The 25,992-nt window shown below is 67.4% G+C and carries 25 protein-coding genes; 14 read left to right on the forward strand and 11 right to left on the reverse strand.

Features of this window, described 5'->3' with window-relative positions; translation table 11 throughout:
• The 3 genes from BLT64_RS13665 (at position 1) to BLT64_RS13675 (ending at position 3,241) form a co-directional block, all read left to right on the forward strand.
• On the forward strand, positions 1-1,455 hold the full coding sequence (locus tag BLT64_RS13665; RefSeq protein WP_011747135.1) for an amino acid ABC transporter permease: 1,455 nt from the start codon (positions 1-3) through the stop codon (positions 1,453-1,455).
• Between the two features lie 10 nt (positions 1,456-1,465).
• Entirely contained in the window at positions 1,466-2,239 is a 774-nt protein-coding gene (locus BLT64_RS13670) for an amino acid ABC transporter ATP-binding protein (RefSeq protein WP_011747136.1), read from the forward strand.
• 156 nt (positions 2,240-2,395) lie between these two features.
• Positions 2,396-3,241: a calcium-binding protein gene (locus BLT64_RS13675; protein ID WP_049792350.1), complete on the forward strand. Its 846-nt coding sequence runs from the start codon at positions 2,396-2,398 to the stop codon at positions 3,239-3,241.
• Positions 3,242-3,313: 72 nt separating this feature from the next.
• Here the strand turns inward: BLT64_RS13675 and BLT64_RS13680 are convergent, their stop codons facing one another.
• Positions 3,314-4,174: a D-amino-acid transaminase gene (locus BLT64_RS13680; protein WP_011747138.1), complete on the reverse strand. Its 861-nt coding sequence runs from the start codon at positions 4,172-4,174 to the stop codon at positions 3,314-3,316.
• Positions 4,175-4,340: 166 nt separating this feature from the next.
• On the opposite strand from BLT64_RS13680, the gene BLT64_RS13685 reads away from it, so the two are divergent.
• The gene (locus BLT64_RS13685; protein WP_041529775.1) at positions 4,341-5,297 is read left to right on the forward strand and encodes an L-malyl-CoA/beta-methylmalyl-CoA lyase; all 957 of its coding nucleotides are present in this window, start codon (positions 4,341-4,343) and stop codon (positions 5,295-5,297) included.
• Between the two features lie 192 nt (positions 5,298-5,489).
• Here the strand turns inward: BLT64_RS13685 and BLT64_RS13690 are convergent, their stop codons facing one another.
• Genes BLT64_RS13690 through BLT64_RS13710 form a run of 5 tightly spaced genes read right to left on the reverse strand, consistent with a single transcriptional unit; the run spans position 5,490 to position 10,764 of the window.
• Complete coding sequence (locus tag BLT64_RS13690) at positions 5,490-5,681, reverse strand: hypothetical protein (protein WP_041529776.1); 192 nt, start codon at positions 5,679-5,681, stop codon at positions 5,490-5,492.
• A gap of 33 nt (positions 5,682-5,714) precedes the next feature.
• Entirely contained in the window at positions 5,715-7,337 is a 1,623-nt protein-coding gene (locus BLT64_RS13695; protein ID WP_011747140.1) for an ABC transporter ATP-binding protein, read from the reverse strand.
• A complete protein-coding gene (locus BLT64_RS13700) occupies positions 7,334-8,146 on the reverse strand; it encodes an ABC transporter permease (protein ID WP_074810520.1) in 813 nt (270 codons plus the stop codon). The genes BLT64_RS13695 and BLT64_RS13700 overlap by 4 nt, the downstream gene beginning before the upstream one ends.
• Entirely contained in the window at positions 8,143-9,081 is a 939-nt protein-coding gene (locus BLT64_RS13705) for an ABC transporter permease (protein WP_011747142.1), read from the reverse strand. Before BLT64_RS13705 ends, BLT64_RS13700 begins: the two co-directional genes overlap by 4 nt.
• 48 nt (positions 9,082-9,129) lie before the next feature.
• A complete protein-coding gene (locus BLT64_RS13710) occupies positions 9,130-10,764 on the reverse strand; it encodes an MFS transporter (protein WP_011747143.1) in 1,635 nt (544 codons plus the stop codon).
• 258 nt (positions 10,765-11,022) lie between these two features.
• On the opposite strand from BLT64_RS13710, the gene BLT64_RS13715 reads away from it, so the two are divergent.
• Positions 11,023-12,324, forward strand: a complete 1,302-nt coding sequence (locus BLT64_RS13715) for a D-amino acid dehydrogenase (RefSeq protein ID WP_011747144.1) — start codon at positions 11,023-11,025, stop codon at positions 12,322-12,324.
• Positions 12,325-12,387: 63 nt separating this feature from the next.
• Here BLT64_RS13715 and BLT64_RS13720 read toward each other — a convergent pair whose 3' ends face one another.
• Positions 12,388-12,648 (reverse strand): GlsB/YeaQ/YmgE family stress response membrane protein, encoded by a 261-nt coding sequence (locus tag BLT64_RS13720; RefSeq protein WP_011747145.1) that lies wholly within the window; start codon positions 12,646-12,648, stop codon positions 12,388-12,390.
• A 314-nt stretch (positions 12,649-12,962) separates the two neighbouring features.
• On the opposite strand from BLT64_RS13720, the gene BLT64_RS13725 reads away from it, so the two are divergent.
• The 3 genes from BLT64_RS13725 to BLT64_RS13735 all read left to right on the forward strand — a co-directional run bounded on the left by BLT64_RS13725 (position 12,963) and on the right by BLT64_RS13735 (position 15,370).
• Positions 12,963-13,709, forward strand: coding sequence for a L,D-transpeptidase (locus tag BLT64_RS13725; protein ID WP_011747147.1), 747 nt, complete (start codon positions 12,963-12,965; stop codon positions 13,707-13,709).
• A 124-nt stretch (positions 13,710-13,833) separates the two neighbouring features.
• Positions 13,834-14,388 carry a hypothetical protein gene (locus BLT64_RS26870; RefSeq protein ID WP_011747148.1) on the forward strand — a complete coding sequence of 185 codons (555 nt, stop codon included), beginning with the start codon at positions 13,834-13,836 and terminating at the stop codon, positions 14,386-14,388.
• Positions 14,389-14,458: 70 nt separating this feature from the next.
• Complete coding sequence (locus BLT64_RS13735) at positions 14,459-15,370, forward strand: lytic transglycosylase domain-containing protein (protein WP_011747149.1); 912 nt, start codon at positions 14,459-14,461, stop codon at positions 15,368-15,370.
• A gap of 75 nt (positions 15,371-15,445) precedes the next feature.
• On the opposite strand, the gene BLT64_RS13740 is transcribed toward BLT64_RS13735, so the two are convergent.
• The 3 genes from BLT64_RS13740 to serB all read right to left on the reverse strand — a co-directional run bounded on the left by BLT64_RS13740 (position 15,446) and on the right by serB (position 18,634).
• Entirely contained in the window at positions 15,446-16,915 is a 1,470-nt protein-coding gene (locus BLT64_RS13740) for an ABC transporter substrate-binding protein (RefSeq protein ID WP_011747150.1), read from the reverse strand.
• Positions 16,916-16,971: 56 nt separating this feature from the next.
• A complete protein-coding gene (locus BLT64_RS13745) occupies positions 16,972-17,664 on the reverse strand; it encodes a CDP-alcohol phosphatidyltransferase family protein (RefSeq protein ID WP_011747151.1) in 693 nt (230 codons plus the stop codon).
• Between the two features lie 94 nt (positions 17,665-17,758).
• Positions 17,759-18,634: a phosphoserine phosphatase SerB gene (serB, locus tag BLT64_RS13750; protein WP_011747152.1), complete on the reverse strand. Its 876-nt coding sequence runs from the start codon at positions 18,632-18,634 to the stop codon at positions 17,759-17,761.
• Positions 18,635-18,827: 193 nt separating this feature from the next.
• Here serB and BLT64_RS13755 point away from each other — a divergent pair, with 193 nt between their 5' ends.
• From BLT64_RS13755 to hspQ, 6 genes are all read left to right on the forward strand, one after another.
• Positions 18,828-19,982, forward strand: coding sequence for a phosphoserine transaminase (locus BLT64_RS13755; RefSeq protein WP_011747153.1), 1,155 nt, complete (start codon positions 18,828-18,830; stop codon positions 19,980-19,982).
• 112 nt (positions 19,983-20,094) lie between these two features.
• Entirely contained in the window at positions 20,095-21,684 is a 1,590-nt protein-coding gene (serA, locus tag BLT64_RS13760) for a phosphoglycerate dehydrogenase (RefSeq protein ID WP_011747154.1), read from the forward strand.
• A 52-nt stretch (positions 21,685-21,736) separates the two neighbouring features.
• Entirely contained in the window at positions 21,737-22,465 is a 729-nt protein-coding gene (locus tag BLT64_RS13765) for a metallophosphoesterase family protein (protein WP_011747155.1), read from the forward strand.
• Positions 22,466-22,601: 136 nt separating this feature from the next.
• Positions 22,602-24,230, forward strand: coding sequence for a Na/Pi cotransporter family protein (locus tag BLT64_RS13770; protein WP_011747156.1), 1,629 nt, complete (start codon positions 22,602-22,604; stop codon positions 24,228-24,230).
• A 195-nt stretch (positions 24,231-24,425) separates the two neighbouring features.
• Positions 24,426-24,887: a CreA family protein gene (locus BLT64_RS13775; RefSeq protein ID WP_011747157.1), complete on the forward strand. Its 462-nt coding sequence runs from the start codon at positions 24,426-24,428 to the stop codon at positions 24,885-24,887.
• A 231-nt stretch (positions 24,888-25,118) separates the two neighbouring features.
• Positions 25,119-25,451: a heat shock protein HspQ gene (gene hspQ, locus BLT64_RS13780; RefSeq protein WP_011747158.1), complete on the forward strand. Its 333-nt coding sequence runs from the start codon at positions 25,119-25,121 to the stop codon at positions 25,449-25,451.
• A 12-nt stretch (positions 25,452-25,463) separates the two neighbouring features.
• Here hspQ and BLT64_RS13785 read toward each other — a convergent pair whose 3' ends face one another.
• Positions 25,464-25,958, reverse strand: a complete 495-nt coding sequence (locus BLT64_RS13785) for an ATP-binding protein (RefSeq protein WP_230998625.1) — start codon at positions 25,956-25,958, stop codon at positions 25,464-25,466.
• Positions 25,959-25,992: the final 34 nt, after the last annotated feature.

Below are 25,992 nucleotides of genomic sequence, written 5' to 3' on the forward strand. Positions count from 1 at the left end.
ATGAGCGAGACGCATTCCGAAACCGTCGCCTATGTCCGCGAGACCATGCTGCCGCCCGAGCCGCCGCCGCTGGCCGAATCCGGCGCGATCAAATGGCTGCGCGAGAACCTGTTCTCGGGGCCGCTGAACATCGCGCTGACCTTCGTCGGGCTGGGCATCGTCTGGCTGATCCTCAGCACCGTCGGCCCGTGGCTGTCGCATTCCGTCTGGAACGCCGGCAGCATGGCCGAATGCCGGCAGATCATCGCCGAAACCTGGGGGCAGGGCGCCTCGGGGGCCTGCTTTGCCCTGATCAAGCACCGCTGGAACCAGTTCATGTTCGGCTTCTATCCGCAGGTGCTTTACTGGCGCCCGGTGCTGGCCTTCGGCCTGCTGTTCCTGGCACTGGCGCCGGTGCTGTTTTCCGAAAGCGCCAAGGCGCGGCGGATCGTGCTGGGCCTGTCGATGGTGCTGACCTTCGTCATCGCCGCCCTGCTGGGCGCCCCCGTGGCCGCGCTGCTGGGAATGGCCGTGCTGATGCTGGCCTGGGCGGCGCTGATCGAGACGCGCCCGCAATGGTCGCTGCTGGCGAGCCTGGTCTATCCCTTCATCGCCGTCTGGCTGCTCTGGGGCGGCTCGCTCTGGAGCGAGGCGATGGTGCTGGCCGGCTTCGGCCTTGGCTTCGCGGTCTGGCGGGTGCTTGCGGCGCGGTTCGGCCTGCTGGCCTTTGCGCTGGCGGTGGTGGTGGCGGCGGCCTGGTGGCTGCTGCTGTCCGGTCCGCTGGCTTCGGCGCTGGCGGGCGTTCTGCCGCTGCGGCTTCGGCCGGTATCCTCGGACCAGTTCGGCGGCTTCGTGCTGTCGATCACCATCGGCGTGGCCGGTATCGCGCTGTCCCTGCCGCTGGGGGTGATCCTGGCGCTTGCCCGGCGCTCGGACCTGCCGGTGATCAAGCTGCTGGCGGTGATGTTCATCGAGTTCATCCGCGGCGTGCCGCTGATCACGCTGTTGTTCGTGGCCTCGCTGCTGCTCAACTATTTCCTGCCGCCGGGCACGAATTTCGACATCATCCTGCGGGTCATCATCATGGTGACGCTGTTCGCCGCCGCCTATATGGCCGAGGTGATCCGCGGCGGCCTTGCCGCCCTGCCAAAGGGCCAATACGAGGCTGCCGACGCGCTGGGGCTGGACTATTGGAAGGCGCAGCGGCTGATCATCCTGCCGCAGGCGCTGAAGATCTCGATCCCCGGCATCGTCTCGACCTTCATCGGCATGTTCAAGGACACCACGCTGGTCGTCTTCGTCGGGTTGTTCGACCCGTTGAAGGCCATGGCCGATACCATCCGCGCAAGCTTCGAATGGAAAGGCGCCTATTGGGAGCCCTATATCTTCGTCGGCGCGATCTTCTTCATCCTCTGCTTCGGCATGTCGCGTTATTCCATGTATCTGGAACGCCGGCTGAAGCGCGACCACCGCTGAGGAGGCGCACATGACCACCCAAACCACCGCGATCCCCGCCGCAGGCCATGAGGCTGCCATCGAGATCGTCAATCTCAACAAATGGTACGGAACCTTCCATGTGCTGCGCGACATCGACCTGGTCGTCAGCCGCGGCGAGCGCATCGTGATCGCCGGCCCTTCGGGGTCGGGGAAATCGACGCTGATCCGCTGCATCAACCGGCTCGAGGAACATCAGGCCGGCAAGATCATCGTGGACGGGACCGAACTGACCCATGACCTCAAGAACATCGACAAGGTGCGCTCCGAGGTCGGAATGGTGTTCCAGCATTTCAATCTGTTCCCGCATCTGACGATCCTGGAAAACTGCACGCTGGCGCCGATCTGGGTGCGCAAGATCCCCAAGCGCGAGGCCGAGGAAACGGCCATGCATTTCCTCACCAAGGTCAAGATCCCCGAGCAGGCGCATAAATATCCCGGCCAGCTGTCGGGCGGCCAGCAGCAGCGGGTGGCCATCGCGCGCTCGCTGTGCATGCGGCCGCGGATCATGCTGTTCGACGAGCCGACCTCGGCCTTGGACCCCGAGATGATCAAGGAGGTCTTGGACACCATGATCGAGCTGGCCGAGGACGGCATGACCATGCTGTGCGTCACGCATGAGATGGGTTTTGCCCAGGCCGTGGCGCATCGGGTGATCTTCATGGACCAGGGCCAGATCGTCGAGCAGAACACGCCGAAGGAGTTCTTCAACAACCCCCGGTCCGAGCGCACCAAGCTGTTCCTCAGCCAGATCCTGGGGCACTGAGCGGCGATGCCGTGGGGGCGTCGCGCGCCCCTGCGGCCGGCCGCTGGCCGTGGGGCGGCTTTTCTTTGCCGGGGAAAGAACTATCCGGTTCAGTGACGGTTGCCGCCCGGGGCGGGCCCGGTCTATCTTGCCGTCAACCGCTTCGGAGACTTCAAGATGAACCAGACCATTTTCCTGATGCTGGGACTTTTGGGCCTTGTCGGCATCGGCTCGGTCGTGTCGAGCAATGACGACGACCATGCGCCCGAGGGGTCCGACGAAGACCCCCGTGATCGGGATACCTTCATCGTGGGCACCGAAGGGGACGATACCCTGACCGGCACCGACGGCGATGACGCCATCCAGGGTCTGGACGGGAACGATCTTGTCGATGGCGGTCTGGGCGACGACCTGATCAGCACCGGCTACGGCGACGATACGGTCCTGGCCGACCCGGGCGACGACAAGATCGACCTGGGCGGCGACGACGACCTTTACGGCGCCTATGACCTGGATGCAGACGAGGGCGACGACACCATTGACGGCGGCTCGGGCAACGACACGATCATCACCAACCTGGGCAATCACTCGATCACCGGCGGCACGGGCGACGACCGGATCGAGGATCACGGCGGTTCCGTCTATATCGACGGCGAGGATGGCGACGACCTGATCCTGTCGCCCGATGCCTCGGATCCCGAGCGCCCCGATACGCTGCTGGGCGGTGCGGGCGAGGATACGATCCATGCCGGGGCGGGCGACATCGTCGAGGGCGGCGACGGCGCCGACCTGATCGTGCTGCGCAGCGATGCGGGGGGCGCCGCCGAGATCACCTATGGCGGCGAGGACACGATCACCATCACCCTGGCCGAAGGCTATGCCGGTGCCGAGGAATATGCGCTGGTCCAGGACGGCGACGACGTGCGCGTGGTGCTGGACGGCCAGGACGTGGCCATTCTGCGCGATACCCTGGCCCGCGATGTCGGCACCGTCACCCTGGAACGCGAGGCGGCCGCGACCTGATTCCCCGGCCCGGTCCATGAGAAAGGCGCGCAGGGCCGGCCCGCGCGCCTTTCCCGGTTTCCGTCCGTCCGGTCAGATCGCGGATTTGCGCGACTCTTCCAGGTAAAGCTCGCGCAGGCGGGCCGCCACCGGGCCTGGCTTGCCGTCGCCCAGCTGCACGCCGTCGATCTCGACCACCGGCAGCACGAAGGCCGAGGCCGAGGTGAAGAACGCCTCGTCCGCCGCCTGCGCCTCTTCGATGGTGAAGGGGCGCTCTTCGATCTGCATCTGCGCCTCGGCGGCATAGCGCAGGAGCGAGGCGCGGGTGATGCCGTGCAGGATGTCGTTCGACAGCTGGCGGGTGACGATCTTGCCGTCCTTGACGATATAGGTGTTGTTCGAGGTGCCCTCGGTCACGAAACCGTCCTCGGTGAACCAGGCGTCGTCGGCGCCGCGATGCTTGGCCTCCATCTTGGCCATCGAGGGATAGAGCAGTTGCACCGTCTTGATGTCGCGGCGGTGCCAGCGCATGTCGGGGATCGAGATCACCCGGATGCCGGTTTTCGCCTGCGGATTGTCGGCAAGGCCGGGCTTGGACTGGGTGAACATGACCACGGTCTGCGGCGTGTCCTCGGGCGGATAGATGAAGTCGCGGTCGCCGGGATTGCCGCGCGTGACCTGCAGATAGACCATGCCCTCGGTCAACGCGTTCAGCTCCAGCAGCTTGCGATGCGCCAGCAGCCATTCGTCGTCGCCAAGCGGGTTGCCCATGCCCAGCTCGGCCAGCGAACGGGTCAGCCGCTTCATGTGGCCGGCGAAATCCAGCAGCTTGCCGTCCAGCACGCTCGTCACCTCGTAGACGCCGTCGCCCATCACGAAACCGCGGTCGAAGATCGAGACCTTGGCTTCGGTTTCCGGCAGATAGTCGCCATTCAGATAGACGGTGCGGGTCATGTCGTTTCTCCTGTCCCAGGGGCTTGCATCGCGGTCCTGCGCCTAAAGCGGCAAGGCGTCAAGATGGGCGGGATTTCGCAGATGCAAAATCAGCTTGATGCAGGCGCAGCAATTATCTATCAGTTTCGCAGCGCCGTTTGAAACATCCTTACCCGAAAGGCAAGCCATGTCCTTCCGCACGCAACCTCCTGCGCCCGCCCGCCTGAACCGCTGCCAGCTTTTCGGCCCCGGTTCTCGCGATGCGCTGTTCGAAAAGATGGCCGGTTCGGCCGCCGACGTCATCAACCTGGATCTTGAGGATTCGGTGGCGCCCGACGACAAGGCGCAGGCGCGCAGGAACGTGATCCAGGCCATCGGCGACATCGACTGGGGCGCCAAGACGCTGTCGGTCAGGATCAACGGGCTGGACACGCCCTATTGGTATCGCGACGTGGTGGACCTGCTGGAACAGGCCGGCGAGCGGCTGGACCAGATCATGATCCCCAAGGTCGGCAACGCCGCGGACGTCTATGCCGTGGATGCGCTGGTCACCGCCATCGAGGCGGCCAAGGGGCGGTCCAAGCGCATCAGCCTGGAGGTGATCATCGAATCCGCCGCCGGTATCGCCCATGTCGAAGAGATCGCGGCCGCCTCGCCCCGGTTGCAGGCGATGAGCCTGGGCGCGGCGGATTTTGCCGCCAGCATGGGCATGGCTACCACGGGCATCGGCGGCACCCAGGAAAACTACTACATGCTGCACGAGGGGGCGAAATACTGGTCCGACCCCTGGCATTGGGCGCAGACCGCCATCGTCGCCGCCTGCCGCACCCATGGCGTGCTGCCGGTCGACGGCCCCTTCGGCGATTTCAGCGATGACGAGGGTTTCCGCGCGCAGGCCCGCCGCTCGGCCACGCTGGGCATGGTCGGGAAATGGGCGATCCATCCCAAGCAGGTGGCGCTGGCCAACGAGGTCTTCTCGCCCAGCGAAAAGGCCGTGACCGAGGCGCGTGAGATCCTGGCCGCGATGGAGGAAGCCAAGCGGACCGGCGCAGGCGCGACGGTATACAAAGGTAGACTGGTTGACATAGCGTCCATCCGTCAGGCACAAGTGATCGTGCGTCAGGCAGAGTTGATCGGGGCCTGACCAGCAAGAATACCTGGGCGGCTACGCGGGGAGGCTGGCCGCCATGACAGGGGAGGAGCAACAGGCCCTGCGGCTGCGCGGGGCCTGTTGTCATTCAGGCCGGGCCGCATCGCACAAGCCCGGAAACATCCCCTGAAATCAGCATATTGCAAGCAATGCCCGGGCGGCGATCCCGGTTTTCCCCGGGGCGCTTCAGCCCTTGGCGTCGCAGGGCTCGGGCTGCGCGGCCGGACGGGACAGCGGATCGGGCGTCCGGTTGCGCGGCGCCCAGTCGGGAATAGGCGATTCGGGCATGGCGGGCAGCAGGCCGCCGGAGATGCTCCGGTTGCCGGTTTCTTCCGCGCCCGGGCCCGCCGGGCGGCTGCGGTGATCCTTGCGTGCCATCTGTCGGTCCGCTGTCGAAATAGCCCGCAGCACCTATGGCGCCGGGGTCGAAAGTGCAACCCTGCTGACCTGTTCGTGAACGTGCCAGTCCACCGGTATGCGCGGCGTCGCGGCCAGCAGGCTTTGCGTATAGGGATGCTCGGGCGCGTCCATCACCTTGTGGGTCGGGCCGGTCTCGACGATGCGGCCCTTTTCCATGATCATCACCCGGTCGGTGATCTGGCGCACCACCGACAGGTCGTGGCTGATGAACAGATAGGCCAGGCCGTGGCTGACCCGCAGCCCTGCCAGCAGGTCCAGGACCTGCGCCCGCACCCGCACGTCCAGCGCGCTGACCGCCTCGTCCAGCACGATCAGCCGGGGCTTGATGATCAACGCCCGGGCGATTGCGATGCGCTGGCGCTGGCCGCCGGAAAATTCGTGGATATGCCGGCGCATGGCGTCGCCCGCGATACCGACCTCGTAAAGCGCCTCGGCCACCTGTTCGCGCCAGTCGCGGGGCAGGCCGGTCAGGTGAAAGGGCTCGGCCACCAGCCGCTCGACCCGCCAGCGCGGATCGAAGCTGCCGAACGGGTCCTGGAACACCACCTGCATCTTGGCGCGCAGCCCGGCCGGCATGGCGCGACCGGCCCGGATCTCCTGTCCGTCCAGCAGGATGCGGCCGCCCTGCAGCGGGTCGAGCCCCAGGATCGCCCGTGTCAGGGTCGATTTCCCGCAACCGGATTCGCCGACCAGCCCGACCGACTCGCCGGCCTCGATGCGGAAGCCGACCCCGTCCACCGCCCGCAGGCTGCCGCGCGCTTCGCCGAGGCTGCGGCGGGGCAGGGGATATTCGCGCACCGCCCCCTCGACCTGCAAGAGCGGCCGGGGCTCCGCCCGGGGCAGCACCAGCCGCGGCTGATGGGTCGAGGCGGCGAACAGCGCGCGGGTATAGGGGTGGCGCTGCTGGCGAAACACCTGTTCGGTCGGACCTTCCTCGACGATGGTCCCGTGCTGCATCACCGCCACGCGGTCGGCGATGCCCGCCACCACGGCAAGGTCGTGGGTGATGAGCAGAAGCGCCATCCCCTCGTCCCGGACCAACGCCTTGAGCAGGTCGAGGATCTTGGCCTGCGTGGTCACGTCCAGCGCGGTCGTCGGCTCGTCGGCGATCAGCAGGTCGGGACGCAAGGCGATGGCCAGCGCAATGGCGACGCGCTGGCGCTGGCCGCCCGATAGCTCGTGCGGGTAAAGCGTCAGCGGAAAGCGCGGCGCGGTCAGGCCGACGCGGTCCAGCCGGTCGCGGGCACGTTCCTGCGCGGCCTTGCGGTCCAGCCCCTGATGAATGCGCAGCACCTCGGCCACCTGGTCGCCGATGGTCATCAGCGGGTTCAGCGCCGTCATCGGCTCTTGAAAGATCATGCCGATGCGCTTGCCACGGATGCGGCACAGATCGCGCTCTGACAGCTCCAGCAGGTTCCGGCCGTCCAGATCCACCCGGCCCTCGGTCCGCATGCCATCGGGCAGCAGGCCCATGATCGCCAGCGCGGCCATGGACTTGCCCGAGCCGCTTTCGCCGACCAGCCCGGTGATTTGGCCGGGCGGCAGCGCCAGGTCGATGCCGCGCAGGATCTCATGCGGGCCGATCTCGACCGAAAGGCGGCTGGTCTGGATCATGGCGACCTGCGCAACCTGGGATCCAGCGCGTCGCGCAAGCCGTCGCCCAACAGGTTCAGCCCCAGCACCGTCACGACGATGGCAAGGCCGGGGATGATGGCGACATGCGGGGCAAGTGCGACCATGGTCTGCGCCTCGGCCAGCATCCGGCCCCAGCTTGGCGTGGGCGGTTGCGCGCCCAGCCCGACATAGGAAAGGCCCGCCTCGGCCAGGATGCCCAGGCTGAACTGGATGGTGCCCTGCACGATCAGGAGGTTGGCGATGTTCGGCAGGATGTGCTGGATGCTGATCCGGCCGGCGCCCTTGCCGGCGACCTGCGCGGCGCGGATATAGTCCAGCGTCCAGATCGGCAGCGCGCCCCCGCGCGTGACGCGGGCAAAGACCGGGATGTTGAAGATGCCGATGGCGATGATCGCGTTCAGCGCCGAAGGCCCCAGCACCGCGGTGATCAGGATGGCGATGACCAGGCTGGGGAAGGCAAAGACCAGGTCGTTGCCGCGCATCACCACCTCGTCCAGCCAGCCGCCGCTGCGGGCGGCCGCCAAGAGGCCCAGGGGCACGCCGAAGCCCATGCCGATGCCGACCGCGACCAGCGCCACGGCGATCGAGGTGCGCGCGCCGACCATGATCATCGACAGCATGTCGCGGCCGAAATGGTCGGTGCCCAGCCAATGCTGGCCCGAGGGCGGCAGCAGCTTCTGCGCGATGGCAAGCTGCGTCACGTCGGCCGGCGTCCAGACAAACGAGGCCAGCGCCGCGGCCAGCGCCAGCCCCGACAGCAGGGTGCCGAGGATCAGCGAGGCCCTCATTTGCGCAACCTCGGATCGACCAGCGCATAGGACAGGTCGACAAGGAAGGTGACCAGGATCACCGCCGCGACCAGCACCAGCACCGCGCTTTGCACGACGATCAGGTCGCGCTGGGTGATCGCCTGAAAGATCAGCCGGCCCAGGCCGGGCAGGTAGAAGACGTTCTCGATGATGATCGCCCCGGCCAGCAGGAACGAGAACTGCATCCCCAGGATGGTCAGCACCGGGATCAGCGCATTGCGCAGCGCATGGCGCGACAGCACCTGCCCGGCGGTCAGCCCCTTGGCGCGGGCGGTGCGGATATAGTCCTGCCCCAGCGTCTCGACCAGGGCCGAGCGCAGCACGCGCGCCAGGATCGCCGCCTGCGGCAGCGCCAGCGCGACGGCGGGCAGGAGCAGCGATTTCAGCGCGGCGCCGGGATGGCTCCAGCCCGGAAAGCCGCCCGCCGGCAGCCACCGCAGGTTCACCGCGAAAAGCAGCACCAGCAGCATGGCGAACCAGAAATTCGGCAGCGCGATGCCGATCTGCGTCGCCCCCATGACCGCCGTGTCGCCCGTCCGCCCGCGCCTTGCGGCGGCGAACATGCCGATGGGCAGGGCGATCAGCACCGCCAGCGCCAGCGCCATCAGCGCCAGGGGCAACGAGACCTGCATGCGGTCCAGGATCATCCCCGCCACCGGCGTCTTGTAGGTGAAGCTGTGACCCAGGTCGCCCGTCAGCACCCCGCCCAGCCAATGCAGGTAGCGCAGCGGCAAGGGCAGGTCCAAGCCCATCTGCTGGCGCAGCGCGGCCACCGTCTCGGGCTGCGCGCCGGTGCCCAGCATGAAGCTGGCCGGATCGCCCGGCACCAGCTCGACCACCGAAAAGATCAGCGCCGAGGCCACGAGCAGGCTCAGGCCAAGCGAGATCAGGCGGCGGATCACATAGCGCAGCATGGGGAAACGCTAGTCCGGCTTGCCACGCCGGTAAAGCCGCCTTTGCGCTCAGGGCACTTCCAGCTTGCCGATCAGCGGCACATCGTCGTCCAGGCTGACGGTGTGGCGCTCGATCATGCGGTGGACGATGGGCGGCTCGGTGCCGCGATGCAGCTTGTTCAGGTCCTGGTAGGTCTCGAAATCGGCCTTGGTGCGGCGCAGGTTGTGGCGCACGTATTCGTCCCAGGTGGCGATGTGATAGCTTTCGGTCCAGCGCTCGGGATGCTCCAGGTCGCGCAAGAGCGCCCAGTTCCGCGCCCCGTCGCGGCGGCGCACGTTGCGGCGCAGCGCCATCAGGCGCAGGAATTCTGGCACGTCCTTCTGGTCGATCTCGTAATCGACCATCACCATGATCGGGCCCGAACGGCCGCGCAGGTCCAGCGCCAGTTCCGGCTCGCGAAAGCGGTTGAGCGGGTCGAGGTCCAGCGTGCCGAATTCGGGGATGCGCAGCCAGTGCCCCAGCATCGCGCCCAGGAACAGCGGCACCGAGGCCGTGATCAGCGCCGTGTTCACGTCGTAATTGTTGGCGACCGAACCCCAGGCCCAGCTGCCCGCCGCCATGCCGCCGAAGACCGCGGTCTGGTAAAGCGCCAGCGCCCGCGCCACCACCCAGCGCGGCGTCGAAAGCTGCACCGTGACGTTGAAGAGCGACAGCGCCAGCACCCAGCTTGCGCCCGCCGGCAGCATGGCCAGCGCATGCAGCCAGGTGCTTTCGGTCAGGGCCAGCATCAGTGCCGAGGCGCCGAAGGCGGCAAAGGCGACGCGCACCACGTTCTCGTTGTCAAGCCTTTCGCGCACCAGCGGGTTGATCAGCGCGCCGCAGATCGCGCCCAGGCCGAAGCAGCCCAGCAGCAGGCCGAACAGCAGCGAGCCGCCCGTGGGGTTCTGCTTGGCCACCAGCGGCAACAGCGCCATGACGACGATGGCCGAAAAGCCGAACAGCGCCCCGCGCGACAGCACCCGCACCAGGTTCGGCGACAGCGCCACATAGCGAAGGCCGGCGCCCACGGCGGCGACGAAGGGCTCGGGCGTGGTGACGCGGGGCGGCGTCACCGGATGCCAGCGCGTGAGCGCGCCCAGCAGCGGGATGTAGCTTGCGGCATTGACCGCAAAGGCGGCGGCGGCTCCGAAGGCGGCGGTGATGATCCCGCCCACCGCCGGACCGACCGAGCGCATCAGGTTGAAGCCGACCGAGTTCAGCGAGACCGCCGCCGGCAGGTCGTCGCGCGGCACCAGGTCCTGCATGCTGGCCTGCCAGGGCGGGTTGTAGATCGCCTGTCCGACCCCGATCAGAAAGGTCAGCGACAAAAGCAGCAAGGGCGTCATCCAGCCTTGCCAGGTCAGCACCGCCAGCAGCACCGAGACCGCGGCCATGAAGACCTGTGCCCCGAGCAGAAGCGTGCGGCGGTCGAAGATGTCGGCCAGCGCGCCCGACAGCAGCGCAAACAGCATGATCGGCAGCGTGTTGGATGCTTGCACCAGCGCGATCAGCGTCGCCGAATCGGTCAGCTGCGTCATCATCCAGGCCGCCCCCACCGCTTGGACCAGCCCGCCGAAATTCGAGATCAGCGTCGCCGACCAGAGCAGGCGGAAGTCGCGATGGCGGAACGGGGCAAAGGGGCTCTTGCGGGCAGGGGCTGGCATGATCCGAAAAATCTGGGGCGCGCGGCGATACGCCCAACCTTAGGCAGAGCCTCTCCGGGCCGCAATCGGGGCGGCCGATTCTTGCCGCGTACGCAATTTCTTCCGCATTGAAAGCATATCATCGAAGAATATTCGATAATACTACATTAATGTGGGATGTGTTTGCCTAACACCTGCGATCTTGCGACGGAATCGGGATTTCATTTCTTTCCGGGCTGCTATCCTTCCTCTCAACTTGGATCTGGGAGGTGCGCGAATATGAAGATCGTCGTTCTTGGTGCTGGCGTCCTGGGCGTCACTTCGGCCTGGTATCTGGCCAAGGCCGGGCATGAGGTGACGGTGATCGACCGGCAGGAAGGCCCGGCGCTGGAAACCAGCTTTGCCAATGCCGGCGAGATCTCGCCCGGCTATTCTTCGCCCTGGGCGGCGCCCGGCGTGCCGCTGAAGGCGCTGAAATGGATGTTCCAGCGCCATGCGCCGCTGGTCGTCCAGCCCCGGCTGGACTGGCAGCGCGTTTCCTGGATGGCGCGGATGCTGGCGAACTGCACCTCCTCGGCCTATGCCGTCAATAAAAGCCGCATGGTGCGGCTGGCCGAATACAGCCGCGACTGCCTGGGCGAGTTGCGGGCCGAAACCGGCATCCGCTATGACGAGCGCACGCAGGGCACCCTGCAGGTGTTCCGCAAGCAGCAGCAGCTGGATGCGGCCGGCAAGGATATCGAGGTGCTCAGGGCCGATGGCGTGCCCTTCGAGGTTCTGGACCGTGACGGCTGCGTCGCCGCCGAGCCGGGGCTGGCCGGCTCGGCCGAGCGGATCGTCGGCGGGCTGCGGCTGCCGGGCGACGAGACCGGCGATTGCTTCCTGTTCACCAACCGTCTGGCCGAGATGGCGACAGAGGCGGGCGTGACCTTCCGCTGGGGCGTCAGCATCGAGGCGCTCGAGGCCGAGGGCGGCCGCATCAGCGCCGTGCGCACCGACAAGGGCCGGCTGACCGCTGATCGCTATGTGCTGGCCATGGGCTCCTATTCGCCGCGCATGGTGCGGCATCTGGGGCTGAAGCTGCCGGTCTATCCGCTCAAGGGCTATTCGCTGACCATCGACATCCAGGACGAAAGCCGCGCGCCGGTCTCGACGGTGATGGACGAGACCTACAAGGTCGCGATCACCCGCCTGGGCGACCGCATCCGCGTCGGCGGGCTGGCCGAGATCGCCGGCTACGACCTGAGCCTGAACCCGCGGCGCAAGGAAACGCTGGCGAAATCGGTGGGCGAGCTGTTCGGTGGCGCGGGCGATGCAGAGCAGGCGCTGTTCTGGACCGGGCTTCGCCCGATGACGCCGGACGGCACGCCCATCGTCGGCGCGACGCCGATCCCGAACCTTTACCTGAACACCGGCCACGGTACGCTGGGCTGGACCATGTCGGCGGGCTCGGGGCGACTGATCGCCGACCTGATCTCGGGCCGCAAGCCCGATATCGCCGCCGAGGATCTGGGCTATGCCCGCTATATGCGCGGGGCAAAGGCCGCCGGCCGGCCGGCGCTGCAACCCGCCCGCGCCTGAAAATCGCGGCAGGCATGAAAAAGGGGGCCCGTTCAGGGCCCCCTTTCTGGCAATTCGGCGGGGTCAGGCCCGTTTGACGAGCCGCAGCACCACCAGCAGGATCACCGCGCCGAGCGTGGCGAAGATGATCGTGCCGAGAATCGGGGCCGAGGCGCTCATGCCGATGCCGAGCATCGGGAACAGCCAGCCCGCGATCACCGCGCCCAGGATGCCGATGACGATATTCATCAGCAGGCCCTCGCCATGGCCCTTGACGATCACTCCGGCCAGCCAGCCGGCGATCGCGCCGATGATCAGGGTGATGAGCAGGGCGGTCAGGGTCATGAAAGCGTCCTCCCTTGCAGGTTTTCCGGCACCTGGCCGGTCAGGCAGGCAAACGCTTTCCGCCCTGCGCGGGTTCCGAAACCCGTCGTTTCGCCCCGGCAGGCGCGAAAAACCGCGCGTTTCGGCAACAGTTCGGTAACGATTGCGCATATCCCCGGGGTCCGAGGCTTGACGCCACAGGACCGGAAAGGCTGATAAGGGGCTTGTAACTCCTGCCCGCCCTCTGCTCGGGCCGGGCGCGTCATCCGACGCGATGTCACTGCTGCCACGGCCGCATCCTTCCCGGGTGCGGCGCGTTACGAAGGGAAACACCGATGCGCCTTGCTCCGCTTCTGCTGGCGATGGGCCTGGGCCTTGCCGCCTGCGCGCCCACCCCCGAACCTCCGGCCGCCCCGCCGCCCGATCACGGCGTCTATGGCGCGCGGACCGATACCGGCCCCAATGGCGAGCCGATCGAGATCCATGCCGTCCGCACCGCCTACCTGACCGAGCGCAACCGCCGCCAGCGCGTTCCCTACAACGGTCCCGAGGCAGCCGGCACCATCGTCGTCGATCCCTATGCGCGCTTCCTTTATCATGTGCTGGGGAACGGCGAGGCGATGCGCTATGGCGTCGCAGTCGGCCAGGCGGGCAAGAACTTCCAGGGCACGGCGTCGGTCGGCCGCAAGCATGCCTGGCCCAGCTGGACGCCCACCGCGAACATGGTCCGCACCCAGCCCGAGCTTTACGGCCCGCTCAAGGGCGGGCTGCGCGGCGGGGTGGACAACCCGCTGGGCTCGCGCGCGCTGTATCTCTACAAGGGCGGGCGCGACACCATGTATCGCATCCACGGCACCATGGACCCGTCCTCGATCGGCAAGGCCACCTCGGCCGGCTGCATCCGTCTGTTCAACCAGGACATCATGGACCTGTTCCACGACATCCCCAACGGCACCACGGTCAAGGTCCGCACCCAGGCGGAAAGCCGGGCGCTGGAGGGGCCGCTGGTCGAACTGCCCAACGGCTACCTGGCGCCGGCGGGGGGCGAGGTGCAGACCGCCGAGGTCCAGCCCGCGCAATAGCGCCGCCCGCTCTGCCGCTCTTTCGCGCCCCGGCCCGTCCACGGCCGGGGCGTTTCTTTCTCTGGTCAGCGCCGGCTGCCCGTGGCAGATTTCGCGCGCAATGCGCCTGTCAGGAGAGAGCCCCATGGCCAAGCCCGCCGATCAGACCACCACCGCCTCGCGCGATCTGGATGCGCTTGTCGAACAGACCCAGACCGCCGCGCTGCGCCTGCTGGACCAGTCCGCGCTGACCGCCTTGCAGCGCGACCTGCGCGCGATGAAGGAAAGCGAGCAGGACGAGGCCGTGCGCAAGGCGCTGTCCCAGGCGATGCGCCGCGCCGCCGCCGAAAAGCGCCGCCGCAAGGAGCAGGGCGAGGCGACCGAGCCCGCCGCCGCCGTCGCCCCCGATGCCCCGGCCCCCGCCGCCGCGCCTGTCGAGGCGGCCAAGCCCCAGCGCCCGGTCCTGCCCAAGCCGGACAAGGCCGAGCGCAAGCGCATCAAGGAGGCCGAGAAGGCCGAGAAGAAGCGCGTGAAAGAGGCCGAGAAGGCCGAGCGCAAGGCCGCGAAACAGGCCGCCAAAGCCGCCGAGAAGGAAGCCGCCAGGGCCGAGCGCAAGGCGGCAAGGGCAAAGGAAAAGGCGACCGCGGATCCGGCCAGGCCGGCCAAGGGCGGGGCGGCCAAGGGCAAGAAGGCCGAGTAGGCGCGGGCGCGGTTTCCAAGCCGCGCGCCGGCTGCTATCTGGAACCTGTCCGAACCGCCCGAGTCTTTACATGCGCCGTCTGGTCCTGACCCTTGTCGCCGTGTTGGCCGCCACCGCGGCCCCCGCCTATGAGGCGGTGGATGCGCTTCTGGGGCTGCGCGCCCCGCGCCCGTCCAAGACGCTGCGCTGCACCGACGACGGGCTTTATTGCATCTCGCTTGCGAGCTATGTGCCCGATGTCTGCTCGGCCATCGAGCGGGCGGCGGGGAAGAACGGGCTGGACCCGCATTTCTTCGCCAGGCTCTTGTGGAAGGAAAGCCTGTTCGAGCCGGGCGCGATCAGCCCGGTCGGCGCCATGGGCATCGCGCAATTCATGCCCGGCACCGCCGAGATGGTCGGGCTGGACGATCCCTTCAACCCGGCCAAGGCCATCGAGGCCTCGGCGCGCTATCTGGCGACGCTGACCGCGAGCTTTGGCAATGTGGGCCTTGCCGCCGTCGCCTATAACGGCGGCGAGAACCGGGCCGCGCGCTTCGTCTCGCAAAATGGCGGCCTGCCATGGGAGACGCAGGATTATGTCCAGGCGATCACCGGCCAGACGGCCTGGATCTGGCGCGACACCCCTCCGGCCCGGCTGGATGTGCGGCTGGACAAGGAGCGGCCCTTCCGCGACGCCTGCATCGAGCTGGCCGGCAAGCGCAAGCTGCGCGAGTTCCAGACCCCCGAGCATCCCTGGCCCTGGGGCGTGATCGTCGCCACCCATCCCAGCCATTCCGGCGTCAGCCAGCAAGTCGCGCGGCTGAACCGGCAATTGCGGCCGATCCTGGGCGGCAAGCGCGTGAGCTACGTGCATCGCAAGGTCTCGGGCGGGCCGCGCAAGCTTTATACCGCGCAGATCGGCTATTCGTCGAAGGCCGAGGCCCACGCATTCTGCAACCGGCTGCGCGGCCTGGGCGGGCGCTGCCTCGTGCTGAAGAACTGAAGCGCCGCACCGGCTGCGGCGTTTCTTGAGTATTTGAGGAACGAAGAAGCCGGGCGCGCAAGGAAGGGGGCGCCGCTATTCCTTCCAGCGCACCTGGGTCAGGTCGTTTGCCGGCATGGGGGTGTTTTCCCACAGGCCCTCGATCTCGGCCTTGGCAACGCCGGTCTTCGCCATCTGGAACAGGAAGGCGTTGGCATGGTCGTCGGCCAGGATTTCCTGCGCCTGCTTCAGCAGTGCCGAGCGTTCGGCCGGATCGGTGGTGGCGTCGAGCTTCGCCATCGTCTCGTCGAAGGCGGGGTTCCGGTAGTTGAAGTAATAGTCCTTGCGGGCATAGATGCCGATATCCATCGGCTCGACATGGCTGATGATGGTCAGGTCGTAATCGGCATTCTTGAACACCTGCTCAAGCCATTGCGCCCATTCCATGTTGGTGATCTGCGTCTGGATGCCCACGGCGCGCAATTCGGCCGCCACGATTTCCCCGCCGCGGCGGGCATAGGGCGTCGGCGGCAGGGCAAGGCGCAGCGTCAGGTTCTGGGTCCCTGCCTCGGCCAGCAGCTTTTTCGACAGCTCCGGGTCGTATTGCGATTTCCCGGTCAGGTCGACGTAATCGGGGTGGTGCGGCGCGAAATGCGTGCCGATGGGGGTGCCGTAGCCGAACATGGCGCCGTCGATGATTTCCTGGCGGTTGACGGCATGGGCGATGGCTTCGCGCAGCTTGATGTCGGCCAGCGCCGGGTGCTTGTGGTTCATGGCCAGGATCGTCTCGCCCTCGGTGGTGCCGACCAGCACCTTGAAGCGCGGATCGGATTGCAGCTGGGGCAGCGTCTCGGGCGCGGGGTAGATCGGGAAGGCGTCGATATCGCCCGCCATCATCGCCGCGAAGGCGGCGCTGGGGTCGGAGATGAAGCGGAAGGTGGCGGTCCTGAGCGCCGGCTTCTCGCCCCAGTAGCCGTCGAAGGCGTCGAGCCGGATATGGTCGCCCTGCCGCCATTCGCCGAAGCGGAACGGGCCGGTGCCGACGGGCTTGGTGGCGATGTCCCCGATGCTGGCCTGGTCCACCATCACCGCGTCGCCCCAGGCCATCTTGAAGGGGAAGCCGCCGTCGGGGGCCTTGAGCGCGACGCGGACGGTCTGCGGGTCGATCGCCTCGACCGTCTCGATGCCCTCGAACAGGGCCTTCTGGGCATTGGTGCTGTCGGGCGCCCGGGCGCGGTCGAGCGAAAAGATCACGTCCTGCGCGTCGAAGGCGCTGCCGTCGTGGAAGGTCACGCCGGGGCGCAGGTGGAAGACGTAGGTCCGGCCATCGTCGCTTTCCCAGCTTTCGGCCAGGCCGGGCTGCACGCTGCCGTCGGGCGCGATGCGGGTCAGCCCTTCGAAGACATTGGCATAGACCACCTCGTCGATGGCGGCGGCGGCGCCCCCGGTCGGGTCCAGGTTCGGCGGCTCCAGCACCATGGCCAGCGTGATCGAATCCTGTGCTGCCAGCGCCGGCGTGGCCAGAACGGCCGCCATGGCGGCGGCCTGCATGAATTTCGCGAACATCCCTGTCCCCCTTAGGCTGATCCCTGGGCGCAGCTTCCCGGCAAATCGCCCGGCGATCAAGCCCGCCGCTCGGTCAGCTGCTGCGCGAGGCCCGCAAACATCAGCCAGAGCGAGCTGAGCAGCAGCCCCCAGCGGGCGAAGCTTTCGGGATGAAAGTCGACCAGCACCGCCCAGACCGAAAAGCCGACCCAGGCCACGGTCACCGGCAGCGAGATCGCGCGCCAGCGTTCGGTCCGCATCGGGTGGATGAATTTCACGTTGGTGAACATGGTGATCGCCAGCGCCACGACGATGACGAGGGTCAGCCAGAAATCCGGCTTGATCGCGAACAGCACCAGCACCACCATGTTCCAGCAGGCCGGGAAGCCGGCAAAGGAATTGTCGCGGGTCTTCATGCGCGTGTCGGCGAAATAGATCACGCTGCCATAGGTGATGGCGATGATCGCGATCCAGCCGGTCCAGCCCGGCAAGAGCCCCGACATGAACAGCGCATAGGCCGGGATGAAGACATAGGTCAGGTAGTCGATGATCAGGTCCATCAACACGCCGTCATAGGTCGGCCAGTTGGTCTTGACGTGATAGCGTCGCGCCAGGGGGCCGTCGACGCCGTCCACGATCAGGGCGATGACCAGCCAGAAGAACATCTGCGACCACTCCGCCCGGACGGCGGCCAGCAGGGCAAGCATGGACAGCACCGCTCCGGTCGCGGTCAGCAGATGCACGGCAAGGGCTTTGAGGCGCGGATTCATCCCCTGCTTCTGTCACCGAACGGTCATGACCGCAAGTTCACGCCGGGTTGCACCCTGCGCTTTGCCGCGGGGTGATGCGGCGATGCCCGCATGGCTACTGGGCGAATTCCTCGGCCGCGTAGCCTTGCAGGTAAAGCAGCGCGGTCAGGTCGCCGTGGTTGATTCGCAGGCCGACCTGGGCCGCGACCACGGGTTTGGCATGCAATGCGACACCCATGCCGGCCAGTTTCAGCATGTCTAGGTCGTTGGCGCCGTCGCCCACCGCCAGCACGTCGGCGGGGGAAAGGCCGCGCGCGGCGGCGATCTCGCGCAGCGCCTCGACCTTGGCTTCGCGGCCCAGGATGGGCAGGGCGACATGGCCGGTCAGCACGCCTTCCTCGGCCAGCAGGGTGTTGGCGCGATGCTCGTCGAAACCCAGCGCGCCGGCGACCGGGCCGGTGAAATCGGTGAAGCCGCCCGAGACCAGCGCCGCATAGCCGCCCTGCGCGCGCATGGTGGCGACCAGTTGCCGGCCGCCCGGCGCCAGGGTGATGCGGCTTTCCAGCACCTCGCCGATGGCGGTTTCCGGCAGGCCCGCAAGCAGGCCGACGCGGGCGAGCAGGGCTTCGTGGAAGTTCAGCTCTCCGTTCATCGCGCGGGCGGTGATGGTGGCGACGCGCTCGCCCACGCCGGCGACATCGGCCAGTTCGTCGATGCATTCCTGCTGGATCATGGTCGAATCCATGTCGGCCAGCAGCACTGCCTTGCGCCGGCCGAGGGTGGGTTGGATCGCGAGGTCGAAACCCTCGGCCTGGAGCCGTTCCCAGGCCTGCCAGAAATCCGCCGGTTCGGCGGCGAGGGGAAATTCCGCGGCAACGCCCTGGGCCAGCCAGATGACATGCCCGCCATCCCAGGCGCGGCGGAGATCGTCGACAAGCGAGGCGGGCAGGTCCGCGCGGCTGGGCGCGGCAAGGATCGTGACGGTGAACATGAAGGCCCCCTCGGCGGTTGTTTCCGGCAGCACTAGCCAAAGCGGTGCGGGGGATCAATCAGTCGGATTCATACCGGGAATCTGTCGCAAGCATGGCTTGCAATTTTTTCTTGCGAGAATCTTTCGGCGGCGCTAAGGCGGTCAGCGGGACACGCCGCCCCAACGCGGCGCTTATAGCTGGAAGGCTAACATCATGGGCAAGACTGCTCCGGCCGCGCGGCCGGCCAATCCGCGCTTTTCTTCGGGCCCCTGCGCCAAGATCCCCAATTTCTCGCTGGACATGCTTGCCGACGCGCCGCTGGGCCGCTCGCATCGTGCCGCCATCGGCAAGGCCAAGCTGGCCGAGGCCATCGACCTGACCCGTGAAGTCCTGGGCGTGCCGGCGGATTACCGCATCGGCATCGTTCCCGCCTCGGATACCGGCGCCGTCGAGATGGCGCTGTGGTCGCTTCTGGGTGCGCGCAAGGTCGAGATGCTGGCCTGGGAAAGCTTTGGCGAGGGCTGGGTCACCGACGTCGTCAAGCAGCTCAAGCTGGATGCGGTGGTGCGCAAGGCCGATTACGGCAAGATCGTGGATTTCGCCCAGGTCGATTTCGACAACGACGTGGTCTTTACCTGGAACGGCACTACCTCGGGTGTGCGCGTGCCGAATGGGGACGCGATCCCTGCGAACCGGGCCGGGCTGACCATCTGCGACGCCACCTCGGCCGCCTTCGCGATGGATCTGCCGTTCGACAAGCTGGATGTCGTGACCTTCAGCTGGCAGAAGGTGCTGGGGGGCGAGGGCGCGCATGGCGTGCTGATCCTGAGCCCGCGCGCCGTCGAGCGGCTGGAAACCCATACCCCCGCCTGGCCGCTGCCCAAGATCTTTCGCATGACCAAGGGCGGCAAGCTGATCGAGGGCATCTTCAAGGGCGAGACCATCAACACGCCCTCGATGCTGTGCGTCGAGGATTACCTGGTGGCGCTGAAATGGGCGCAATCGCTGGGCGGCCGCCAGGCGTTGGTGGCGCGGGCCGCGGCGAATGCGAAAGCGGTGCGCGACTTCATCGCCGGCCGCGACTGGATCGCCGATCTGGCCGAGGATCCGGCCACCGCCTCGACCACGAGCGTATGCCTGAAATTCACCGATCCGCGCATCAAGGACGGTGCCGCATTCGCCAAAGCCGTCGCCAAGCGGCTGGAGAAGGAAGGCGTGGCGCTGGACGCCGGCGCCTATCGCGATGCGCCCCCCGGCCTGCGGATCTGGTGCGGCTCGACCGTCGAGACCGCGGATGTCGCGGCGCTGATGCCCTGGATCGAGTATGCCTTCGAGGCCGAGATCGAGGCGCAGGCGGAAGTGGCCTGACGGTGAACGGGGGGCGCTGCCCCCCGCGCCCCCCCGGAGTATTTATCGAACGAAGAAGACGCTGCGCGGGCCCTGGTCCTGCGCGCCGCCCGCATATCCAGAGGATAGAGAAATGCCCAAGGTTCTTGTTTCGGACAAACTTTCGGAAACCGCCGTCCAGATCTTTCGCGACCGCGGCGTCGAGGTGGACTACCTGCCGGATGTCGGCAAGGACAAGGAGAAGCTGGCCGAGATTATCGGCCAGTATGACGGCCTTGCCATCCGCTCGGCCACCAAGGTGACGGCGAAATTGCTGGAGAATGCCGGCAAGCTGAAGGTGATCGGCCGCGCCGGGATCGGTGTGGACAACGTGGACATTCCGGCCGCCTCGAAGAAGGGCGTGATCGTGATGAACACGCCCTTCGGCAACAGTGTCACCACCGCCGAGCATGCCATCGCGCTGATGTTCGCCGTGGCCCGGCAACTGCCCGAGGCCAGCGTCTCGACCCATGAGGGCAAGTGGGAGAAGAACCGCTTCATGGGGGTCGAGCTGTTCAACAAGACGCTGGGCGTGATCGGGGCGGGCAATATCGGCTCGATCGTGATCGACCGGGCTCTGGGCCTGCACATGAAGGTCCTGGCCTATGATCCCTTCCTGTCGGAAGAGCGCGCCAAGGATCTGGGCGTGAAGAAGGTCGAGCTGGACGAGCTGCTGGCCAAGGCCGATTTCATCACCATGCATGTGCCGCTGACCGACAAGACCCGCAACATCCTGTCGCGCGAGAACCTGGAAAAGACCAGGAAGGGCGTGCGCATCATCAATGCCGCGCGCGGCGGGCTGATTGACGAGGAGGCGCTGGCCGACCTGCTGAAATCGGGCCATGTCGCCGGGGCGGCGCTGGACGTCTTTGCCACCGAGCCCGCGACCGCGAGCCCGCTGTTCGGCCTGCCCAACGTGGTGGTGACGCCGCATCTGGGCGCCTCGACCACCGAGGCGCAGGAGAATGTCGCCCTGCAGGTCGCCGAGCAGATGTCGGACTATCTGCTGACCGGCGCGGTGCAGAACGCGCTGAACATGCCCTCGGTCACGGCCGAGGAGGCAGCGGTGATGGGGCCGTGGCTGAAGCTGGCCGGCCATCTGGGCGCCTTTATCGGCCAGATGACCGACGAGCCGATCAAGGCGATCAACGTACTCTACGACGGCGTTGCGTCCGAGATGAACCTCAAGGCGCTGAACGCCGCGGTGATCGCGGGCGTAATGCAGGCGACGAACCCGGACGTGAACATGGTCTCGGCCCCGGTCATGGCGGCCGAGCGCGGCGTGCAGGTGGCGACCACGACGCAGGCCAAGTCGGGCGTCTTCGACGGCTATATCAAGGCCACCGTGGTGACCGACACCCGCGAGCGGTCCATCGCCGGCACGGTGTTCAGCGACGGCAAGCCGCGCTTCATCCAGATCCGCGGCATCAATGTCGATGCCGAGATCGGCGAGCACATGCTCTATACCCGCAACAGGGACGTGCCGGGCGTCATCGGCGCGCTGGGCATGACCCTGGGCGATCTGGGCGTGAACATTGCCAATTTCACCCTGGGCCGCACCAAGACCGGGGACGATGCCATCGCCATCCTCTATCTTGACGAGCCGCTGAAGCCCGAGGCGCTGGAGGCCCTGCGCGCCACCGGCAAGTTCCTGCAGGTGCGTCCGCTGCAATTCGAGGTTTGAACCTTGCAAACCCCCGGACTAGGGTCCGGGGGTTTTCATTTGCGGGGGCGGCATGCGGACCTATGCCATCGGCGACATTCACGGCCATCTGGAACTGCTCAGGGCGGCGCATGACCTGATCGCGCGCGACGATGCGGCGCATGGCGGCGGCGGCACGCTGGTCCATGTCGGCGACCTTCAGGACCGGGGCCCGGATTCGCGCGGCGTGGTCGATTACCTGATGCGCGGCCAGGCCGAGGGGCGGCAATGGATCGTGCTCAAGGGCAATCACGACCGTTTCCTGCCGCGCTTTGCCCGGCAGCCGGGCTGGATCGATCCCGGCCTCGCCTCGGGTCGGCACTGGCTGGACCATCCCTCGCTGGGGGCGGCCGAGACGCTGGGCTCCTATGGCGTCGAGATCCGCGACCACGACCGCACCCATGCCGAGATGCTGCGCGCCGTGCCCCAGGCGCATCTGCGCTGGCTGGACGCGCTGCCCCTGTGGCATCTGATCCCGCAGGCGCTGTTCGTCCATGCCGGCATCCGCCCCGGCGTCGATCTGGCCCGGCAGACCGAGCACGACCTGGTCTGGATCCGCAAGGGCTTCCTGGACCATGCCGGCGATCACGGCATGCTGGTCGTGCATGGCCACACCCCGGTCGAGCGGGTGACGCATTTCGGCAATCGCCTGGCCATCGATACCGGCGCGGCCTATGGTGGCCCGCTGAGCGTGGTCGTCTTCGACGAAACCGGCCTGCATCTGCTGGGCGAGGCCGGGCGCGAGCCGATTCCGGCGCCCTGAGTCCCGCCCTGTGGCAGGGGCGCCATCGCACCGGCGGGAAATGTCTCAAATCCCCCGCATCCATTGACCCCCGCGCATCCGGGGCCAAATATCAGGGGAGGCGCGCCCCTCGCGGCGCGTCAGGAGGTGAAGCGCCGTGCAGTCCCTTTCCGTGATCTTCCAGCTGGCCGGTGCCGTGGCGCTGCTGCTTTTCGGGCTTGGACTGGTCCGCGACGGGATGGTGCGCGCCTTCGGTGTCAGGCTCAAGATGGTGCTGGGGCGGGGCACGCGCACCGGGTTGCGGGCCTTTGTTTCCGGGCTGGTGGCGACGCTGGGGCTGCAAAGCTCGACCGCGACGGCGCTGATGACGGCCTCTTTCGTGGATCGCGGCATGATCCGGCCCCGCATGGCGCAGATCGTGCTGCTGGGCGCCAATCTGGGCACGGCGCTGACCGCGTGGATCGTCGCCTCGGGGATCGAGGCGCTGGTGCCGGTGCTGCTGCTGGCCGGTTACGTGCTGCGCCGCCAGGATCGCCGGGGCTGGTCGGGCGGCGGGCTGGCGCTGATCGGCATTGCGCTGATGCTGCTGTCGCTGGGTTTGCTGGGTCATGCGACCGAACCCTTGCGCGAATCCGCGGCGATGGCGGCCTTTCTGGCCATGCTGGGCAATGCCTGGCCGGTGGCGCTGGCCATCGCGGCGGGGCTGGCGGTGATCTGTTCGTCCTCTCTGGCGGTGGTGATGCTGGTGCTGTCTCTGGGCATGGAGCCGGCCTTGACCGTCGTTCTGGTGCTGGGCGCCAATCTGGGCGGGGCGATCCCGCCGGTGCTGGCCACGGCCGGGCAGGGCATCGCCGCCCGCCGCGTCGCCTTGGGCAACCTGATCGTGCGTGCCGTCGGCTGTCTTGTGGCGCTGCCCCTGGCCGGGCAGGTGGCGCAGCTTCTGTCCGCCGTGCCCCTGCCCGAGACGGGGCTGGCGGTCGAGGCGCATCTGGCCTTCAACCTGGTGCTGGCGGCGGTGATCTGGCCCTTCTCGGGGCTGGTCACCCGCCTGACCGCCCTGATTCTGCGCGAAGAGGGGCAGCCGCCGCCGATCGAGGCGCAGTTGCTGGACGGGCATGCGCTGGACACCCCCGCCGTGGCGCTGGCCCGCGCCAGCCGCGCGGCGCTGGCCATCGGCGACGTGGTCGAACGGATGTTGCAGCAGGCCCGCACCGCCTTTGCCCGCGGCGACGATGCGCCCCTGGCCGAGGTCTCGGTGCTGGAGGAGCGGGTGGACCGCATGCAGCAGGAGGTCAAGAGCTTCCTGTCCCGCCTGGGCCGCGAGGCGGGCGAGGATGAGCGGCGCCAGGCCATCACCATCCTCGACTACGTCATCAACCTGGAGCATGTGGGCGACATCATCGACAAGGGACTCGGTCCCGAGATTCGCAAGAAGGCCGCGCTGTCCCTGCGCTTTTCCGACGAGGGCTATCGCGAACTCGACGGGTTGTTCCTGATGACCATCGAGAACCTGCAGCTTGCCCAGACCGTCTTCATGACCCGCGACCGCGACCTGGCGCGGCAGTTGATGGAGGAAAAGGTCGAGATCCGGCGGCTGGAGCGACTGTCGGCGCAGCGCCACCTGATGCGGCTGCGCGAGGGGCAGGCGGACAGCCAGCAAACCTCCTCGCTGCATCTGGACATCCTGCGCGACCTGAAGCGGGTGAACGCGCATATCGTCTCGGTCGCGCATCCCATCCTGGACGAGGCCGACCTGCTGATCGAAAGCCGGCTGAAGACCGGCTAGCAGGGCGGGCGCCGCGCCATGCGGCGGGCCGGAGACCGGCTCTTCGGACCACGTGGCGGTGATTCCGGCGAGCGCCACAGCCGGCCGCATTTCCGCCGCCGGTCCGCAGGCCCGGACGAATACCCCGGCCAAGGGGCTTGCGGCGGCGGGGCGGGCTTGCCATCCTCCATCCGGTTCCGCTGCCTGGAGGTCGAGATGAAGCCATGGATCGCTGCCCTGCTGCTGACGGCCGTGCCCGCTTCGGCCGAGATCGTCGGCAAGGTCGGGGTGGACTGGGTCGGCAACGACATCATCGTCGAGGCCATCGCCGATCCCGGGGTGCAGGGCGTGACCTGCCATCTGGCCTATTTCGACCGCTCGGTGATCGATCGGCTGAGCCAGGGAAACTGGTTCGAGGATCCCTCGAATTCCGCCATCGAATGCAGCCGGACGGGGCCGGTCAGGCTTGGCGACATCCGGCGCGGCCCGAAGGGCGAGGAGGTGTTCAGCGCCTCGCGCTCGCTGATCTTCAAGTCGCTGCGGGTCAAGCGGATCTATGACGAGCAAAATCAGGTCCTGGTCTATCTGGCCCATGCCGATCAGGTGAAGGAGGGGTCGGCCAAGATGTCGATCTCTACCGTGGCGCTGGAGCCGGGCGAGGGGTTGCCGGCCCGCTGAACCCGCCCGGGTCCTGCCGCCGTGACGAAGCACCGGCCGCACCGGCTTCGCATGCCCGGCCGCTGTGGCCGATCCGGCCCAGGAGTCGGCCTGGCCCCCGGCGTGATGCGGATTTCGGATGATCGCAGCCCCGGCCTGTGAGAAACTCGCACCTGGCGGGGCGGTTTGCAGCCGACAGGTGGACAGCGGGGCCACGGGGCTGTAAGAGCCGCGCCAAACAGGAACGGTGAGATGCGGATTCCGTCCAAGAGCGCGAAATACAATCTGGGCCAGGTGGTGCGTCATCGCGAACATCCGTTCCGCGGTGTGGTCTTCGACGTGGACCCGGAATTCGCCAATACCGAGGAATGGTACGAATCCATCCCCGAGGATTCGCGGCCGTCGCGCAACCAGCCGTTCTATCACCTCTATGCCGAGACCGAGGCGACCTATTACGTCGCCTATGTTTCCGAGCAGAACCTGGTGCCCGATTATTCGGGCGAGCCGCTGGAACATCCCGAGGTGACGGAGATGTTCGGCGAATTCCAGGACGGCCGCTATCCGTTGCAGTTCGGGCTGAACTGATCGCCCGGCCCCTCAGGTCGTGCCGGCTGCGGGAGCGTTTTGCAGCAGCGGCTCGGTCACCGGAACGATGAAGGCCAGGAAATTCCGCCGCCCCTCGCGGAAATAGCTGAGCGAGGCGGTCAGGTCCTGGATCAGGAACCAGCCGAAACCGCCTTCGGGCAGCAGCAGGATCGCCTCGGCGTCGCGGGGCGGCGGAGCGGTCCAGGGCAGGCCATGCGCGGCAAGGCAGGAGGGTGGCAGCGGCCGGCCGTCATCGGTCACCGCGCAGGCGATGCCGCCGACATGGCGCGCGACGCAAAGATGGATCAGCGGCGCATGGGCCCGCCCGTCCAGGCGCAGGGCCTCGTAGCGGGTGCCGTGCTCGCAGATGTTGTTCAGCACTTCGGCCAGTGCCAGTTCCAGCTTGGCGATCACTTCGTCCCCGGCGCTGCCGTCGAACCTTTCGCGCAGAAACAGCAGCGCGGCGCGCACGGTTGCGGGATCGGCGCGGAAGATGCGGTGAAACATCGGCTGGCGTCGGGGCGGAGGGCGACGCAGCCGG

It is taken from the genome of Paracoccus denitrificans (assembly GCF_900100045.1).
Classification (GTDB): Bacteria; Pseudomonadota; Alphaproteobacteria; order Rhodobacterales; family Rhodobacteraceae; genus Paracoccus; species Paracoccus denitrificans.